This is a genomic window from Marinobacter salexigens (assembly GCF_018860765.1).
Taxonomy (GTDB): Bacteria; Pseudomonadota; Gammaproteobacteria; order Pseudomonadales; family Oleiphilaceae; genus Marinobacter; species Marinobacter salexigens_A.
Genome location: NZ_JAHKPV010000019.1, coordinates 646,917 through 662,292, shown reverse-complemented (window position 1 = coordinate 662,292; position 15,376 = coordinate 646,917). Strand labels below are relative to the sequence as shown.

Genomic DNA, 15,376 nt, shown 5'->3' with positions numbered 1-15,376 from the left:
CGCGCATGCTGCAAGCGTTAATTGCCAAGGAGAGGTATGACTGTCAGCTTCAAGTTGAATTATCCAGTTTCCACTGACCAGTTCATCGGTTTGTTGGAAAGCTCTACCCTAGGTGAGCGTCGGCCAACCCATGACCGAGAATGCATGGAGGGGATGGTTTCCAACTCCAATCTCGTCGTAAGCGCATGGGATGGTGATTTGCTGGTCGGTATAGCTCGTAGCGTTACGGATTTCCACTATGCCTGCTACCTGTCAGATTTGGCAGTTCATCAGAGCTACCAAAAATCTGGCATAGGCAAACGATTACAGTCACTGACCCAAGAGCAACTGGGGCCACTCTGCAAATTGATACTCATCGCAGCACCGGCAGCCAATTCATACTATGGTCAGCTTGGTTACACCCATAATGATCGCTGCTGGGTTCTGGATGCGGGGGTGACCATTGACAATTAACAAGGCAATCAAATTCGTTCCGGCCCGATAGGCCTCCACCGGACGCCCCTGTCGGGCCGCCGTTTATTGCTGGCGTTATGCATAGGTCGAATATGGAATTTCCTCTAAAAGTGCAGGCTGTAATTGACCAACTCAAAGCGGAGTCATGCTCTAAGTCAGTCTGGTTTATTGGGTCACGCGCGAATGGCAAGTTTCGACCAGATTCTGACTGGGACTTTATATGCTTCCGAAACTCGGCTGTTGAGGAGCGGGAAGCCAGATCTAGACTCGTCGACATCGTTCAGGTAGGTATTGACGGGCAGTACCTATTAGAAGGCCAGCATTACAACTTAACTGGTCAATTCGAACACTGGCAATGGCATGAAATCGATTCGCAGCGCGCCGAGTACAAGAGTAGGGTTACCCCAAAAATTGAGGCGGGAGCCGCATTTGATCTTAGTGACGCAAAGATTGTTACGAACAATGCCTATAAAGTCTGGGACCGGGATGCATAACAATTGTAGTCAAGCGACAAATATTGCGTCGCTCCGTTTGTGTAAGGGCTTCGCCCATTTTACACAAACTCCACAACACAATATTTGCGCCTGCTACAGGCGTTAGCTTTTTTGGGAGCATGATCTTATGAAGTGCAGGATGTGCGGAGAAGATCGGAAGTTGATAGAAGCGCACATCATCCCGCGCAGCTTCTATGAGCCACTCAAAGAGAATGGTCAAATACCACGCATCATTACGGACAAAGCTGGTGTCTATCCCAAGCGCTCCCAGACTGGTGCGTATGATAAAGAAATTGTTTGTGAAAATTGTGAGCAGATGTTTTCTCCATGGGACGACTATGGCTACAACTTTCTATTCCAAGAACTCGATGAGGCTAATTACATATCAGATGGGGGGAGAGCGGTCGCATACAATTTTGGGAAGTGCGACGTTGAAAAGCTGAAGTTATTTTTTCTATCTGTTCTTTGGCGGGCCTCTGTCTCAAAACACGATATTTTCCATGATGTGCAATTGGGCCCTTTTGAGGAAAAATTGAGGGCATTACTGTTGAGCGGAGATTCTGGTGACAATAGTGAGTTCGCCATTGCCCTGTCTAAGTTCGATGCGCCGGCAAATAAAACCGGCATTCTGGCACCGGATCGTACTCGATATAATGGCGTAAACCATTATAGATTCTACATGGCTGGTTATATGGCAGCCATAAAGGTTTCCAAGAGTCGATCTTCAGAAACATTTGAAAAGCTCTATTTTTCTCCCGGGAAAAATGTCTATTGCATCATTAGAGAGTTTGATAAGAGCGGAGAATATAAGGCGTTAATCAATGCTGTGTTAAACGCCGATAAACCAGGAAGAGCTAACAAGTCACGGAAGGCGGACGCGTGAGACGCGCCGCTTCGTTCAGCGTTAGAGACCCGAGTTACCCACGAACAGTAGACACCTTCTATAGTTAGGGTAGCCCCTAACACGGAGGTGTTTTATGAGCCGCAAACAAACTCAAGCTTATACCGAAGAGTTTCGTCGGGAAGCCGTTCGCAGAGCTGATCAACCGGATAACACAGCTGCGGCTGTGGCACGCGAACTGGGAATTCACCCTGGTCAGATTTACAACTGGCGTCAGCAGTTCAAGAGACTATCAGACAAGCAGTTCAATTCGGTTGGTGGAGTCGATTATTCCAAGGCTGAGAGTGAAGCCATGCGCAAGCTCAGGCGTGAAATGGATACCCTGAAGAAGGAGAACGAGTTCCTAAAAAAGGTGTCTGCGTACTTCGCGAAGTCCCAAGAGTGAAGTACGCGCTGATGGATCAGTTTCGTCAGTGGTATACCGTGCGGCTTATGTGCAGGGTGATGCAGGTCTCGGCCAGTGGTTATTATCGCTGGAAGCAGCGCCCTACAAGCTTGAAGGATCAACGAAGGGCGGAGATGGAGTCAGCCATCATGAAAACGTATGCCAGCTTCAAAGCGCGCTATGGAGCCCCTCGCATTGCTAGAGAGTTAACCGAAACCGGCGTTCCTTGTTCGGTCAATTACGTGGCCGGAATCATGCGGGAGAAGTCTATTCGCGCTCGCAATGGCAAGGCTTTTAAATATAGCCGCACGTCAGAGGCGATGAACAATGTCGCCGACAACCTGTTGTGGCGTCAGTTTGCTGCCGAGCGACCAAACCAGAAATGGACCACCGATATTACCTATATCTGGGTCAACGACCGATGGTTATATCTGGCGACGGTGATGGACTTGTTCTCGCGTCAGATCGTTGGTTGGTCACTGGATACGAGCATGACGGAGCAGCTGATTACAGATGCACTGAGCATGGCCTATGGACGCCGCGAGGTGGTTCCCGGCTTGATTGTGCATTCAGACCGAGGTGTTCAATACCGCTCAACGGGCTATCAGGACTATCTGCGCTCCAGGAACTGTGTGCCCAGCATGAGTCGGAAGGGGAATTGTTGGGATAATGCCCCCATGGAATCGTTCTTCAGCAGGCTCAAGGTTGAGTTGATCTACGCAGAGTGTTTCGATTCGATCAGGGCGGCCAAATCGGCTATCTTCGAGTACATCGAAGTGTTTTATAACCGGAAGAGAAGACACTCTGCCTTGGGCTATATTAGCCCGGTAGAATTTGAGCGCAGATGCGCATAACCGAGTGTCTACTTTTCGTGGGTAGGACCAAGACCACAGGGAAATGGTGGTATGACTAAGCAGATTGTCGGATGTGCATGTTTGTCAGCTGTCCTAGTTATGGCGTCGCTGCTTTTGCCGGCGACTGTTTTTAGTAGAGCTGAAATGGGGAAGATTCCTCACGGTCTCCCTTTTTCGTTTGTGTGGCAGAGTGTCGAGAAGCAAGATCCACCTTCATTTCCGCGCTCCTATACCGTCATGCTTCCCCAGGAATATCCGACTTGGGTATCCTTTCCTAGGTTAGCTTTGAACATTGCTTTGGTTGCGGCAATCGTGTTTCTTGCGCTACTGATCTTCAGGCGATGGAGGGCTGGAATCCATGGCACATGACCGCAGCGGCTCTAACCAAGTGTTCCAGTTCGTTCCGGGCCTGACGGCCCTCCACCGGATGCCCTTTTCGCTGCGCTACAAGGGCACCGCTGAACAACGGCGTTATAGCTCAAGGGCGGCATAGGGTTTTGTTCTGCCAAAGCTTCACACGTCAGACCAGTTGCCTTCGTTAAAATCTGGTACTATTTAGAACACATCGCGGTCATCGAAGGCTGCACTATTTGGCAAAGGAATGGCCGTCAATATCAATCGTTCGTTCCTCGCTCAGTGCAACTCCAGTATCACCGTAAAAATCAATCAGTTGTAGTGGGTTTAAGTATCGCCATACTTTTCATTTGGCGGCACTAAAGTCCGCTATAACAAAGCGCTTAAATCCGACGCCGAAAGAGCCGGCGCGGTTTAGCGCGGCGTTAAACAACAAGGAGCGTGCAATGAATGATCAGCTTTTAATCGTGGATCGGCTTGAAGACTTAGCTAATCTCGCCTCTCATGCTTCCAGCGGCCTTGAGCAGGCAGCCATATATGCTGCAACGCAAGCGATCAAAGCTGAGTTTGACGCACTTGAGGATGAGTTGGATGGCTATAGTGCTGAAAAGCTATCATCCGCATGCTGGAGCATTCGCGCAGCAGTGGGTTATGACATTACAAACGGCCACAGCACAGATCAGCATGTTAGCTGGGCATTAGGGCAAATCTCAGTGCTCAGAGATTTAATCCAGGAACGCACGTCACCTGAGCAATAGTCGTTTAACAAGGTGGTCAACGGGACGCCAACTACACTGCGCTCCGTTGGCGCCCATTACCACTGGCGTTATGCACTAGGGTAGCTATGGAATATCTTCTCAGAAGGCTGGAATCGGAATTCGACGAAGCGGAAGGTTTGATTCGTATAGTCGACGCCGATTGGTATGCGGACGACCTGCGCATAAATCTATCCATATCTATGCGCGAAGAAACACAGCCTGAAATTTGGGAGGTGTCATGTGCTGGAGTAGTCGAGGAGCGCATAGCCTCGGTTGGTGAAGAGACTCTATCCGTTAGCGAAGAGTCGGCACTTCTTATCCCCTATAGGGAAAGCGAAGTAGACCTCATGTTTTCAGAAAATCATTGTGATCCCGCATGTCTTTTGGGAATACTATTGAGTAACTGTATTGAGGTATTCGGAAGGGCAGAATATTTGCACCGGTTTTTGAATTTATACCCTACGGTCGACGGCATCGTTGCTTCTAAGTACGGCACGCTGGGTCGCTTTCCCCGGTCATTGGCAGACAAGATTCTACAGGCACTGAAAGAACATCCAATCCGAGTAAATCCTCTTGAGGGTAGCATTCCTAAACGGTGGACTGGCACAGAGTTTATAGCCTATCCCACGCTGAAAGCGCTTGAAGTGGGAGCGTCATACGTTATTGGAGAGAGCTTCAGTGCAGAGCGCGCATAACCAAGCCATCAAATTCGCTCCCTTCGGTCGCCGGACCTCGTTTCACTCGGCCGTTTATGACTGGCGTTAGGCGTCTTGAGGTAGCCATGGAGATAACAGATAAAATTGCCGTTATTTCAGCAGCTATAGCCTTTGGCTCGGCGATGGTTTCAATTCTGGCCATCTATGTGCCTTGGCGAAACACTCACGACGCAGAGATTTTTAAAGAGTCTGTCTTAGCGCTAGAAAGAGCATTTCGTTCTCTCATGCTGAACGCAGGAGAGGACGGACAGCCTGCACCTGATCGACTGAACTGGTTAACATCAGCAAGGCATATTGAGTCATACAAGTCGCTGCGAAGATCGCTAAAGACAACTTTATATAAGCGTCTCTCTGAGGAACACGAAGAGCATTGGCGCCATGAGTTTTACCTAAAGCTCTTCAATAGGGATCGCATCACCCAGCCTTCCTACTTCGAAGCTGGTCCCATCGAACCACGATCAGCGATTGTTATATACGGATTTGCCGCTTGGCCCCACACAAGAAAAGATCCAATCGACATCTTGGACCTAGAGCAGCTTTTTCAAGAGTCTGATATTTTGAAGGGCAATTATGGGCTTCAGCAGTATCTGGCCAAGTTCCCGCAATTCGGTGGCGAAGCCTAACAAATGGCTGTTGTCGGACGCACCTATGCTGGCGCTCCGGTGCGCCGCAAAGCCAAGGCGTTATACACAAGGAATGTTCATAGATTATGGCAAGGAATCGCGGCCAAGATGGGCCAATTGAAATAAGGTTGATCAGCCTTTTTGCCTCGCTGTTTTTCTCTGTCCCAACGGCAGCATTCGTTTGGCTCTGGGTCAATTTGGAGTTGGCCGTATACTGGGATGGCTTTCTGAGCAGTCGTTACCTCATTTTCTCCATCTTGGGTTTTGCTGTGCTGGCGTTGCTGCTCCCGCGACTTTTCCCGTCTATTCTTGGGAGTGTCTGGCGCGGTATAGCCAAGGTTTGGCATTGGTGGGGGTGGTAGCCTTATGTATAACCAATCGTTCAAGTTCGCTACCGGCCTGGCGGCCGTCCGCCGGACGCCTACTACGCTGCGCTCCGTAGGCGCCGCTTAACATTCAGCGTTATAAATTTTTGGAGCCTCTGGCTTGGACTTGAAAGATCTTCTTCAAGAAATGGATATGGACATCCAACACTGCGCGGTGTCTACGCTGGGAGGTTCTTTCGGTCTTTTGCCTATGGAAATTGAGCCAGCTGAATTTCTGGTTCAAGCGGAAGAGGATCTTTTAACTGGTGGACTGTCTGCTTCGATTAACTCCATCACCAATGCCAAACGGGCGATAGTCTGTCAGATGGATCAAGCTCTCCTGTCCTTTGGATATGACGCCTATTCTTGGAATATTCCCAAGAAAATCGACTGTCTGAAAGAGCTAGGTCTGCTAATGCCTGCGATTCTGAGAAAGGTGTCTTTCACTCGTAATTTGCTTGAGCATGAGTATAAGAAGCCCTCTAGAGATGAGGTCGAAATGGGCTTGGATGTTGCGACGTTGTTTGTGATGGCAACGTCGAACCTATTTAGGCCTTTTGGCGACTCTCTGGAGTTAGGATGCGATCGCAGTTTCATTGAGGAGCGGCATAGATATGCAAAGACTGTTCGCCTTTCTTTGCACAGGGAGGAGCAAACGGTGTCATACAATGTGACGGGCTATGAAGTAGATGAGCATGGGCGAGAGGGAGCCGTAGCTAGCTGTGCTATCCCAAACAGTGCACCTTTATTCAAGGCTACGGTAAGGGTCGCAGCAGCTTTGGAAACTAAGTACCGAGTTGAAGACGCATTTTCGAATTTCGATTCGGTATATAGAAATTCATAACCATACGTTCCAGCCGACGTCCACTGCTGCGCAGCGGCCGCAGCTGAACTAAGCGTTATCACACAAGGAGGTGCATCAATGAAGCAAACAGGTAGTTGTCTCTGCGGAGGCATTGAGTACGAAATCAACGGTCCGCTGACCGATGTACTTCACTGTCACTGCTCAATGTGTCGAAAGCTCCATGCCTCAGCGTTCAGAACGCGGGCAAAGGTAAAGTCCTCGGACTGGAGCACCGTCAAAGGTCAGGAACTGTTGAAGTTCTACGAATCCTCTCCGGGTGAGCACAAGGGCTTTTGCTCAAACTGCGGTTCTAGCCTCTATACAAAATTCGATGCTAATCTCGAGATCTACGGCTTTCCACTCGGAACACTCGATACCGATCCGGGAGTAAAAGCAGGGCGCCACGTATTCGTGGGCAGCAAGGCACCTTGGTTCGAGATTACGGATGATCTGCCTCAGCATGCAGAGTATGACTGAGGCAGTGATAACAAGCCGCGTAAGGCGGACGTCCCTGACGGGCCGCCGCTTCGCTCAGCGTTACACCTCGCTAAGCTAATCTTGAGATTTGTACGGCATTGCCGTATATTTTGGCTATGCTATTCATCGAAACCTCAACATTCACCAAGCTGTTGCCGAGCTACCTCACGGACGAAGAATATCGTGGGCTCCAAACATACCTTTTGCAGAAGCCTGATGCAGGCGATCTCATTAAAGGGTCTGGTGGTGTTCGCAAGGTTCGGTGGGCGCCAGCCGGATCGGGCAAGAGTGGCGGCATTCGAGCAATTTATTATTGGAAGAAGTCTGACCACGAAGTATGGATGCTGACGTTGTACAGTAAATCTGAGCGTGCCTCGATTCCTGGGCACATGCTCAAGCAGATAGCGGAGGCCATCAAAAATGAGTGATAGAAATCTTGGTGCGGAAATCCTTGCTGGGCTTGATGAAATCAAACAGTTCAAAAAGGGCAATCTGGCGCTGCGAACTCAAGAGTTGTCTGAGCCCTCAGCGCCGCAGGTTATTCGGCTGAAACTAAAAATGTCTCAGTCTGCCTTTGCGGGTCTCATGGGGGTCAGTGTGCGCACTCTACAGGATTGGGAGCAAGGGCGTAGAGAACCACAAGGCCCAGCAGTTGCGCTGTTGCGCATCGCAGAACAACATCCGGAAGTTTTTAGCCAACTGCACTGAGTAAGTCGCAAGGTGTAACCAGACGGTCAACCGGACACCAAAAGCTTCCTGCTTTTGGTTCCCTTCGCTGGCGCTCTGGTGCCGGTTACCTAAGCGTTAAGCCTACAAAGGAATATGCACATTGAGTAAGTATGTTGGTTGTATTATCAATGAACTTGAAGAGTCAGAAGTCATCGATGACGATTTTGACATGTTCGTGCTTTCCGTAAAAATTGATGATTCCGGTGAAATATATGGAACGGAATCTATAGAGCCAATCGCTAAAATTGGTGTTGATATAGAACATGAAGAGTGCCTTTTTCAGATATTGCCTGGCAAAGAGGCATTAAAGGTTTCTGAAGCATATTCAGAAATAGAAACGATAGACTCTGGGTTTTCATTGGTATCTGCTTTTTCGAAAACATTCAATGACTCATCAGTACGAATAGATAATCCGGTAATAGGGTTTGGAGAGAATATTGATGATAAGCGTTTCTTTATCGTCTGCATGGCTTAACAAACAGCTCAAACGGACAAAATATGCTGTCACCTTTTTTGCAAAAACACGCAAAAAAACTGCCATCAAATTTTGCCCCTTAGCTGGGCGTTGTACGTAAAGGTAAGCAATGAAAACAGATATAAAAAAGGTTTGGCGTGCGCTTCGGCCAACAGTCAAAGATGGCTTCACCTTTAATGAGACAAAGGATGTAGTCGCGGCTGCTGCATTGCCGGTGGAAGAGTTGGCGCACCTCCAACAGAAGTCATTGCCAGCGAAGGGAGCATCAAAAGGAGAGCTTCTTGATGCGTTGGATGGTTTGATTTCGAAAGAGCCTAATCCTGACAAGGCAATACAGTATCTTATAGCCGCAATGCTTGAGCAGAAAAGCCACCTTGAAGCTCGCATCTCAGATTGCGCACAGAGGTTTGGCTGGAAATTAGTTGATGGGCAGCTTTGGCCGTTGGATTTTCAAGTCGATGATGCTGTCCAAGATTTTTCTGCGGAAGTGAAGGGTCTTCTTCGAACCGCATATCGGCGGTTTGGCGAAGGAGATTATTCGGGCGCAATGACCGCCATATGTAGCGGATTAGACACAGTCACAAATTACCTCTACACAGTACATGATCTTGGAAACCCTCATGACGACTCATATCAGCAGAGGGTGTCTCGGTCATTTGCGGTCTTAGAGCCCGTCTATCGAGACAGATTTGGTCAGATGACCGATGATGGCAACGAAGTTAATAGGTTATGGCAAAACTATCGTGGTGCCATCAATCAAGCAGCTTACGTTATGGGGTCGTTTCGGCGAAATGCTAGTGATGTACATGGTGTGTCTGCCTGTCCCCCGGAGTTGATCAGGCACGCAATCGACAGCGGCACCTTCATCATCAGGAGCATCACATCTGAAACTTCGGGAAACGTACAACAAGACGATGCACTCGACTTTTAAAAGCTAGCGCTTTCAAAAGCGAGTGATCTTGGCGTTATATTTCTTAAACCTCAATCAAGGAAGATCATGAGAGTATCGACTTTACCCCTAATCATTCTCTGTCTGTTCATGGGCTTTACCTTTTGGGTAATGGCCGGCGCAGAGCAGTCGCTTTTAGCTTTTGGCGTTCAGCTCATGTCCAGCCCGGACACAGCCCAGGTTGTCATTGACCTCTACATTCTCGCTGCTTTGGCGTGTGTTTGGATATACCAGGATGGCAAAAGCCGTGGCAAAGGGCTGGGCTATCTCATTCCGTTCTTCGTTGTAACAGCGGTGTTTTTATCTGCTGGACCGCTGCTATATTTGGTTCTGCGTGGCGGGCGAGAGCCGGAAGCCAGCAAAATATAACAAGCTGTTAAAACGTAAATACAGGAGGTCACATGCAACGGATCGCAACACAAATTACTCTGCGGGTTAATCTGCTCTTTCTATCCTTGATTCCTAGCATTGCTCTTGCCGACAACTCGGCTCCTGAAGACTATCTCGCCAATAAACCGCTGGTGTTGGAGGTTCGGTATTGTGAGTGTCAGGCTACACAATCGGATAGCTTACCCTCTGATTTATTGCCAAGCTTTCTGGAAGAATCGAGACTTTTAAGGGTTAGCGTATCAAGCAAGGATAAAGGCTTTGCCTCTTCCAGTGAGTTGTCCATAGGTTATGAACTCAAGCCAATCATGGGCTCGTCCGACCAATTTCAGTTCAACTATGCTGGCAATTACACTACAAGCAATGGGAGCAGTGCTGGCAACGGAGAGTTGGTGTTGGTTCAGGGGCAGTGGGTCAATCTTTTCGGCTCAAAACATGAGAATAAAACTGGATCGCAACACAACAACGTTGCGGTGCGGCTGGCTAACCCCGGAGGTTCCTGATGGTAGGTTTTAACCAATGCAGGCACGGCGACGCCTACTACATTGCGCCTTCGGCTCCATTGCGTAGGCGCGCATGCTGCAAGCTTTATGAGCTTCCAAGAATTAGAAGGAAAATATGGCAGTTTTAGAAATTCTGACTGCACCGGATCCAAGGCTTAAGGTCAAAGCGGAAAAGGTGCAAGATATTACGACGGTACAAACATTAATAGACGATATGTTGGAAACGCTATATGCGACTGACAATGGTATCGGTTTGGCGTCGACTCAAGTTGGTCGTAAAGAGGCTGTTGTTATTATCGACCTTTCAGAAAGTCAAGATGAACCGTTAATTTTGGTTAACCCAGAAGTGGTTAGTGGCTCGGATAAAGCATTGGGTCAAGAAGGTTGTTTATCAGTTCCTGATTACTATGCGGACGTAGAGCGTTTTACTTCAGTTGTTGTGTCTGCTTTAGATCGCGAAGGTAAGCCAATAACCATCGAAAGTGATGAGTTTCTAGCCATCGTAATGCAGCACGAAATAGATCATTTATCGGGTAACTTGTTTATCGACTATCTTTCGCCACTTAAGCGTCAAATGGCTATGAAAAAGGTTAAGAAGTACGTCAAATCGCAATCTTAACCCCGCTCATAACAATCAATTTAAGAGGGGTTCACAACGCTTGGAATTTTTGCTTCTACTTCAAATTTAGTGTTTATGGCACAATGCTTTAGGTTTGGGGGGAGGCGTTGTTCACCCCTTAATTGGGCGTTAGCATCAATCAAGGAGTCAGACTTGAGATCAGGAATCCTCATCGTATTTAGTGCTTTGCTGGTTGGATGTGCAACCTATGAAAAGCCAATTCCTTTAGCAACGAGCACAAGCGAAACCGGAACCGGAACCGTCGAGCCGTCTTTTGAGCAAAAGGCTGTTGGAGAGGCCGCGATAATGACGAATCAAGCCTTAAAGTCGTATCGGGAGGAATATGTCCATGCCACTGAACACAAGGCTTTTGCTCAATCCGATGTTGGTGCTTGGTCTTGGAAGTCCAACAGAACGTCGATAAAGCACGCGATAGAGAACTCTTTGATAGATTGTCAAAGAAATAATAGAAGACACGAAGCTGAACATCCGTGCAAGATTATTAACGTTGACGGGAAATGGGCCGAGGAGCACTAGATGCTAACAAGGCCAGTCACGGCGACACCTACTGCATTGCGGTTTCGCCTCCATTCCGCAGCCGCGCATGCTGGCAGGCGTTAATTGGTAGAGACATGGAACCAGTCATTCAGGAAGAAGCAACTGGCTGCGGTATTGCTGCAAGCGCTGCTCTCGCGGGTGTCAGCTATGCCGAGGCCAAGCGAAAGGCGAACGCTCTGGGCGTCTACGCCGCAGATACATCCCTCTGGTCGGAGACTGCGCACGTCCGGAAACTTCTGGGGGAATTCGGTATCTCGGTGTCGCCCAATGAAACACCATTCGAGTCTTGGGAGCGCCTTCCAGACAAAGCTCTTATGGCCATTAAATGGCGTACGGAACAGGGCAAAAAATTCTGGCATTGGGTTGTGTTTGTCAGAGAGGACGGCGAGGTAAAGGTGCTGGATTCCAAAAAGGCACTGAAATCAAACGTCCGCCGGGATTTCGGGCGTATCAAGCCTAAGTGGTACATTGAGGTATCCAATTAACAAGGCGCTCTACCTGATTCCATAATCTGTCGCTTCTTTTGCAAAGAAGCGCAAAAAGCCGCGACAGATTACTCCATCGGCACCCTTGATCGTTTGCTGTCGCCCTCCACCCGTTGGCCGCCAGCATGTGGCTACAAACTGCTATCGATTATTGCTTTTTCCTTGCACAGCTTTGAACCTCGGATTTGATTTACAAATCACATAAAGACGACCACGGCGTTTTACTATTTGGCAGTCGGGGTGGCGGTTTTTTGCAGTTTTTAGAAAACTTAGTACTTTCATTATTTAATCCCCCTGTTCCCAAAACGATTTTTGAATTTAGAAACACGACCATCTTTCTTCGTTACTCGTTGTTCGCCTGTATAAAACGGATGCGAAACGCTTGAAATTTCAATAGCGACATAGGGGTACACTTTTCCTTTGTAGTCGATGGTGCGCTCGGTTTTTATTGTTGAGCCCACCAAAAGATATGTATCGGCTGAGGTATCGTGGAAAACGACTTTTTGATAGTCAGGGTGAATATTGGGTTTCAAAATCATTACCTCTAAATCATATGTTATAACATAACAATATCAGTGCAGTGTGGGCGCGTCAATCTAAATGATATTAATTATCACCTAGATTTTGGTGTACTACCCACAAAAGATTGTGGGCTCGCTTCGCTCGCCCTTTATGGCTGCGGCTTCACGCTCAGCTTCGTGGGTGCCCCAGTCTTCGCCGGTTTTACGATTACCTGGTACGGGCATTCCTTGTTGTCGACACCACACTTCGGTTCTGCGGAGGCAACAACTTCTTCAATACGGCGGCTTTACGTTCTTCGGAATAACGTGGCATGAATGCTCCCATGCCGCCCCAACTAATGAAATTCAGGCGAAATCGCCAACTGGACAACTAGGCTGACAGAGGGGGGAGCTGGCAGTACGGTAACGGATTGAATCAAGTCACTGAATCGCCGTGGTACGTGATCCGTATGCCCGGTAATGTGGGAGGAGGGACATCGTGAGGTGCATCCCTATCCCGATTATGCGCCATAAGGGTCCCAGATAAACATGAAGAAATGGCTTAAGGAAGCAGAAGTCTCTCTGGCGGAGGCCTTGGAAGCGGAGAGGATTGGCGAAATTCATGCTCAAAACCTCTACATGATTGCGCCGCTGATCTACTCCAAAAGAAACAACATGAACAATGCTGCTCTAATTCAGGAGATGGTGGATGAGAATGAAGAGCAGGTACAAAGGGATTGGGTCTGTGATGAACGGTCAAAGGATCAGTATAAGTTCCATTATGTTTCCTCATACCTCTTTTGTTTTGTAGTAGCCGGAAAGATCGAAGAGGCCAAATATGACGAAATTATGGAGTACGTGACCAGCAAGATGGACTTATTCACCGATGATTACGGTTTTGAGTAAAGCTCATAACCAAGTCAGGCACGGTGACGCCTTTTCCGTTGCGGCTTCGCCTCCACTTCAAAGCCCCGCATGCTGGCGGCGTATGAGTACTTATCCTCAGCGTATAGCCGATAATATTCTCCCGGATGCAGACGTACAGACTGCGAGCGTGTAGATCGATTCCACAATAATGACGGTGAGTGCTATGGTAAAAGTTAATGAGTCTTCTCCCTTGTTGTGCTTGGTCGCCTTCCAGCTTAGCGGGTAACCGCCGGGCTGGGGAGAAGGCTCAATCAGTATCAAGGCAGTCAACCGGACGCCCCTGTCGGGTCGCCGCTTCTTGTTGGCTTTAACTGTCACGGAAGACGTCAGTGAAATTTGAAGTATCGAGCAATCTGAAAATCAGTCCCGAAGATATCGATGAGCTTCTCACCATGAAGGGTGTGAATAGGGAATTGAGTCCTATTATCTGCATGACGGCACCCTCGGAATGGTCAAGTAAGCCGATCTTTGAATGGCCTACGGGCAAGGTGCTCTTCTCAAGCTGGATACTCCTTTTCGGCATCCTTCCCATCGATCGGCACACATTCTCTTTTAACTCCGTTGATCGCCAACGGGGTTTTTCGGAGTCGTCGAGCTCTATAATTAATAGGGTGTGGCACCATCGTCGAGACATCAAGGTAAATGAGGGGTTGCCCCAGATCACAGATACCGTCGAGTTCCAGTGCAGGTTGCCGATGCTGGCATATGTTCTAGCACCTGTTTACCGCTTCATCTTCAGGCATCGTCATCGGGTGTTAAGGTCTTACTATGGTGGCAGCACCTGAAAGCAATGGAATCGGCGGTCCAAGGGAGTTTATCGCGGTTCACAAGCTTTCTGCGACAGGCAGGAGAGCCACAAAACTGGTTAGCAAAATCGAATGACTATCAGGCTGTCCCGTAATGGGAGCACCGGTTGAAATGGCACCGGTACCTGATCCCATCCGCGACATGGTCTTTGGCAAGTAGGTTGTTCGCTATTCCTACATGCCAGTGCCATCAACATTCTAACCAGAGTGGCTGGTTACTCTTTCCCCCTTACCCGGTAGTGACCATAAACCAAACCAAAACCTATCAGCGCTGGCAAGGTCACCCCGGCAAAGTCTACGAGCAGGTATTTGGGGCCACACAAGCCCACTGCGACTTCCCATACGTGGAAGAATGCGTGGCCGACCAGCCAGGCGGTGGGTAGCCACCACAGCAATAGTCGATGGCGGCTGTTCGCGGCGCCATAGATAAAAGCCACGCCCATCAGCAGGTACTGGATTCCGATGTCCCTAACAAAGTGCTGATTGAATGATCCCCTCACCGGCACACCGGGCACGGTCCAATACCAGGATTCAGGCGCGACCAGCATAAAAAAGCCGTTCGTAAGCGAGGCCAGCCCAAGCACCACGGCCGTCCCGGTAATCAGTTGCTTAACCATGCTGTGACTCCGTCGACCGGCTGGGTACCAGAGTGTGATCGTCAACCTGTACGCGGCTGCAGGCATGTCCGTACCCGAGAGTGTATTTTAACGCCGGGTAGACCCGGGAGGAGCTGATACTGTAGGCGATGGCGATCAACCCTTTGGTACCCCAAAGGGCGCGGATCTGTTCCCGCAATTCGCCCGCTTCCGGGTTGTGGGCCAGCACCAACTCGGTAAAGCGAACCACCAGGGCAGTGTTCTCGGGTAGGTTGTCTAGGTCCAGATCCACTATGGCGCGGACCCGATCCGGGCTCACCTTGGCCTCCAGTGCCATGTTCACCACCAGTTGTGTGCAGGGCCCGCAATCGTCCCAAATGATGGCGCGTATTCTGGTGGCAAACAGTTGCTCCGCAGGCATATTCCCGGAATGGGAGGCCATTATCTGAAAGCCCAGGTACTTTAGAAAAGCCGGTAGGTCGGTTTGCAGGATTTCCTGCATGTAGCGAACGTCGTAGTCGTAGCGCCGGTGCATAGTCATCAGCATTCTGTTTAAAAGATATCGGATCATGTTGGTCATCTTCTTTGATGGATTGTTTGGAAATTGAACGAATCGGA

The 15,376-nt window shown here is 49.0% G+C and carries 24 protein-coding genes; 20 read left to right on the top strand and 4 right to left on the bottom strand.

Features of this window, described 5'->3' with window-relative positions; translation table 11 throughout:
• The first annotated feature begins 36 nt into the window (after window positions 1–36).
• The 19 genes from KO508_RS13645 (at window position 37) to KO508_RS13555 (ending at window position 11,929) form a co-directional block, all read left to right on the top strand.
• Window positions 37–453 (top strand): GNAT family N-acetyltransferase, encoded by a 417-nt coding sequence (locus KO508_RS13645; protein WP_216008838.1) that lies wholly within the window; start codon window positions 37–39, stop codon window positions 451–453.
• A gap of 92 nt (window positions 454–545) precedes the next feature.
• Window positions 546–947 carry a nucleotidyltransferase domain-containing protein gene (locus KO508_RS13640; RefSeq protein ID WP_216008837.1) on the top strand — a complete coding sequence of 134 codons (402 nt, stop codon included), beginning with the start codon at window positions 546–548 and terminating at the stop codon, window positions 945–947.
• Window positions 948–1,107: 160 nt separating this feature from the next.
• Window positions 1,108–1,830, top strand: a complete 723-nt coding sequence (locus tag KO508_RS13635) for a hypothetical protein (protein WP_216008836.1) — start codon at window positions 1,108–1,110, stop codon at window positions 1,828–1,830.
• A 94-nt stretch (window positions 1,831–1,924) separates the two neighbouring features.
• Window positions 1,925–2,233, top strand: coding sequence for a transposase (locus KO508_RS13630; protein ID WP_216008835.1), 309 nt, complete (start codon window positions 1,925–1,927; stop codon window positions 2,231–2,233).
• 11 nt (window positions 2,234–2,244) lie between these two features.
• The gene (locus tag KO508_RS13625; protein WP_252738102.1) at window positions 2,245–3,087 is read left to right on the top strand and encodes an IS3 family transposase; all 843 of its coding nucleotides are present in this window, start codon (window positions 2,245–2,247) and stop codon (window positions 3,085–3,087) included.
• Between the two features lie 800 nt (window positions 3,088–3,887).
• Window positions 3,888–4,199, top strand: a complete 312-nt coding sequence (locus KO508_RS13620) for a hypothetical protein (protein ID WP_216008834.1) — start codon at window positions 3,888–3,890, stop codon at window positions 4,197–4,199.
• A gap of 86 nt (window positions 4,200–4,285) precedes the next feature.
• Complete coding sequence (locus tag KO508_RS13615; RefSeq protein ID WP_216008833.1) at window positions 4,286–4,894, top strand: hypothetical protein; 609 nt, start codon at window positions 4,286–4,288, stop codon at window positions 4,892–4,894.
• A gap of 86 nt (window positions 4,895–4,980) precedes the next feature.
• Window positions 4,981–5,538: a hypothetical protein gene (locus tag KO508_RS13610; protein ID WP_216008832.1), complete on the top strand. Its 558-nt coding sequence runs from the start codon at window positions 4,981–4,983 to the stop codon at window positions 5,536–5,538.
• Window positions 5,539–5,624: 86 nt separating this feature from the next.
• Window positions 5,625–5,900, top strand: coding sequence for a hypothetical protein (locus KO508_RS13605; RefSeq protein WP_216008831.1), 276 nt, complete (start codon window positions 5,625–5,627; stop codon window positions 5,898–5,900).
• 124 nt (window positions 5,901–6,024) lie between these two features.
• Window positions 6,025–6,747 carry a hypothetical protein gene (locus KO508_RS13600; protein ID WP_216008830.1) on the top strand — a complete coding sequence of 241 codons (723 nt, stop codon included), beginning with the start codon at window positions 6,025–6,027 and terminating at the stop codon, window positions 6,745–6,747.
• Between the two features lie 78 nt (window positions 6,748–6,825).
• Entirely contained in the window at window positions 6,826–7,224 is a 399-nt protein-coding gene (locus KO508_RS13595) for a GFA family protein (RefSeq protein WP_216008829.1), read from the top strand.
• Window positions 7,225–7,340: 116 nt separating this feature from the next.
• Complete coding sequence (locus tag KO508_RS13590; protein ID WP_083394839.1) at window positions 7,341–7,652, top strand: type II toxin-antitoxin system RelE/ParE family toxin; 312 nt, start codon at window positions 7,341–7,343, stop codon at window positions 7,650–7,652.
• Window positions 7,645–7,932: a helix-turn-helix domain-containing protein gene (locus tag KO508_RS13585; RefSeq protein ID WP_200205372.1), complete on the top strand. Its 288-nt coding sequence runs from the start codon at window positions 7,645–7,647 to the stop codon at window positions 7,930–7,932. Before KO508_RS13590 ends, KO508_RS13585 begins: the two co-directional genes overlap by 8 nt.
• Window positions 7,933–8,053: 121 nt before the next feature.
• The gene (locus tag KO508_RS13580) at window positions 8,054–8,428 is read left to right on the top strand and encodes a hypothetical protein (RefSeq protein ID WP_216008828.1); all 375 of its coding nucleotides are present in this window, start codon (window positions 8,054–8,056) and stop codon (window positions 8,426–8,428) included.
• 109 nt (window positions 8,429–8,537) lie between these two features.
• A complete protein-coding gene (locus tag KO508_RS13575; protein ID WP_216008827.1) occupies window positions 8,538–9,359 on the top strand; it encodes a hypothetical protein in 822 nt (273 codons plus the stop codon).
• Window positions 9,360–9,425: 66 nt separating this feature from the next.
• Complete coding sequence (locus KO508_RS13570) at window positions 9,426–9,746, top strand: DUF2834 domain-containing protein (protein ID WP_216008826.1); 321 nt, start codon at window positions 9,426–9,428, stop codon at window positions 9,744–9,746.
• A gap of 32 nt (window positions 9,747–9,778) precedes the next feature.
• Window positions 9,779–10,267 (top strand): hypothetical protein, encoded by a 489-nt coding sequence (locus KO508_RS13565; protein WP_216008825.1) that lies wholly within the window; start codon window positions 9,779–9,781, stop codon window positions 10,265–10,267.
• 115 nt (window positions 10,268–10,382) lie between these two features.
• The gene (gene def, locus KO508_RS13560; RefSeq protein WP_216008824.1) at window positions 10,383–10,886 is read left to right on the top strand and encodes a peptide deformylase; all 504 of its coding nucleotides are present in this window, start codon (window positions 10,383–10,385) and stop codon (window positions 10,884–10,886) included.
• A 518-nt stretch (window positions 10,887–11,404) separates the two neighbouring features.
• Window positions 11,405–11,929 carry a hypothetical protein gene (locus KO508_RS13555; RefSeq protein ID WP_252738101.1) on the top strand — a complete coding sequence of 175 codons (525 nt, stop codon included), beginning with the start codon at window positions 11,405–11,407 and terminating at the stop codon, window positions 11,927–11,929.
• Between the two features lie 141 nt (window positions 11,930–12,070).
• Here KO508_RS13555 and ykgO read toward each other — a convergent pair whose 3' ends face one another.
• Window positions 12,071–12,211: a type B 50S ribosomal protein L36 gene (gene ykgO, locus KO508_RS13550; RefSeq protein WP_216008823.1), complete on the bottom strand. Its 141-nt coding sequence runs from the start codon at window positions 12,209–12,211 to the stop codon at window positions 12,071–12,073.
• Window positions 12,211–12,462, bottom strand: coding sequence for a type B 50S ribosomal protein L31 (locus tag KO508_RS13545; protein WP_216008822.1), 252 nt, complete (start codon window positions 12,460–12,462; stop codon window positions 12,211–12,213). The genes ykgO and KO508_RS13545 overlap by 1 nt, the downstream gene beginning before the upstream one ends.
• A 516-nt stretch (window positions 12,463–12,978) precedes the next feature.
• Between KO508_RS13545 and KO508_RS13540 the strand changes: the two genes are divergently transcribed.
• Window positions 12,979–13,335, top strand: coding sequence for a hypothetical protein (locus tag KO508_RS13540; protein WP_216008821.1), 357 nt, complete (start codon window positions 12,979–12,981; stop codon window positions 13,333–13,335).
• 1,042 nt (window positions 13,336–14,377) lie between these two features.
• On the opposite strand, the gene KO508_RS13535 is transcribed toward KO508_RS13540, so the two are convergent.
• Both KO508_RS13535 and KO508_RS13530 read right to left on the bottom strand, forming a co-directional pair.
• Window positions 14,378–14,779, bottom strand: coding sequence for a hypothetical protein (locus tag KO508_RS13535; RefSeq protein ID WP_216008820.1), 402 nt, complete (start codon window positions 14,777–14,779; stop codon window positions 14,378–14,380).
• Entirely contained in the window at window positions 14,772–15,329 is a 558-nt protein-coding gene (locus tag KO508_RS13530; protein WP_216008819.1) for a hypothetical protein, read from the bottom strand. The genes KO508_RS13535 and KO508_RS13530 overlap by 8 nt, the downstream gene beginning before the upstream one ends.
• Window positions 15,330–15,376: the final 47 nt, after the last annotated feature.

Bases quoted from the DNA above. Each gene is read 5' to 3' on its own strand.
- KO508_RS13645 (WP_216008838.1), top strand. From the start codon at position 37: ATGACTGTCAGCTTCAAGTTGAATTATCCAGTTTCCACTGACCAGTTC.
- KO508_RS13640 (WP_216008837.1), top strand. From the start codon at position 546: ATGGAATTTCCTCTAAAAGTGCAGGCTGTAATTGACCAACTCAAAGCG.
- KO508_RS13630 (WP_216008835.1), top strand. From the start codon at position 1,925: ATGAGCCGCAAACAAACTCAAGCTTATACCGAAGAGTTTCGTCGGGAA.
- KO508_RS13625 (WP_252738102.1), top strand. From the start codon at position 2,245: ATGGATCAGTTTCGTCAGTGGTATACCGTGCGGCTTATGTGCAGGGTG.
- KO508_RS13620 (WP_216008834.1), top strand. From the start codon at position 3,888: ATGAATGATCAGCTTTTAATCGTGGATCGGCTTGAAGACTTAGCTAAT.
- KO508_RS13615 (WP_216008833.1), top strand. From the start codon at position 4,286: ATGGAATATCTTCTCAGAAGGCTGGAATCGGAATTCGACGAAGCGGAA.
- KO508_RS13610 (WP_216008832.1), top strand. From the start codon at position 4,981: ATGGAGATAACAGATAAAATTGCCGTTATTTCAGCAGCTATAGCCTTT.
- KO508_RS13605 (WP_216008831.1), top strand. From the start codon at position 5,625: ATGGCAAGGAATCGCGGCCAAGATGGGCCAATTGAAATAAGGTTGATC.
- KO508_RS13595 (WP_216008829.1), top strand. From the start codon at position 6,826: ATGAAGCAAACAGGTAGTTGTCTCTGCGGAGGCATTGAGTACGAAATC.
- KO508_RS13590 (WP_083394839.1), top strand. From the start codon at position 7,341: ATGCTATTCATCGAAACCTCAACATTCACCAAGCTGTTGCCGAGCTAC.
- KO508_RS13585 (WP_200205372.1), top strand. From the start codon at position 7,645: ATGAGTGATAGAAATCTTGGTGCGGAAATCCTTGCTGGGCTTGATGAA.
- KO508_RS13575 (WP_216008827.1), top strand. From the start codon at position 8,538: ATGAAAACAGATATAAAAAAGGTTTGGCGTGCGCTTCGGCCAACAGTC.
- KO508_RS13570 (WP_216008826.1), top strand. From the start codon at position 9,426: ATGAGAGTATCGACTTTACCCCTAATCATTCTCTGTCTGTTCATGGGC.
- KO508_RS13565 (WP_216008825.1), top strand. From the start codon at position 9,779: ATGCAACGGATCGCAACACAAATTACTCTGCGGGTTAATCTGCTCTTT.
- def (WP_216008824.1), top strand. From the start codon at position 10,383: ATGGCAGTTTTAGAAATTCTGACTGCACCGGATCCAAGGCTTAAGGTC.
- KO508_RS13555 (WP_252738101.1), top strand. From the start codon at position 11,405: ATGGGCCGAGGAGCACTAGATGCTAACAAGGCCAGTCACGGCGACACC.
- ykgO (WP_216008823.1), bottom strand. From the start codon at position 12,211: ATGAAAGTACTAAGTTTTCTAAAAACTGCAAAAAACCGCCACCCCGAC.
- KO508_RS13540 (WP_216008821.1), top strand. From the start codon at position 12,979: ATGAAGAAATGGCTTAAGGAAGCAGAAGTCTCTCTGGCGGAGGCCTTG.
- KO508_RS13535 (WP_216008820.1), bottom strand. From the start codon at position 14,779: ATGGTTAAGCAACTGATTACCGGGACGGCCGTGGTGCTTGGGCTGGCC.
- KO508_RS13530 (WP_216008819.1), bottom strand. From the start codon at position 15,329: ATGATCCGATATCTTTTAAACAGAATGCTGATGACTATGCACCGGCGC.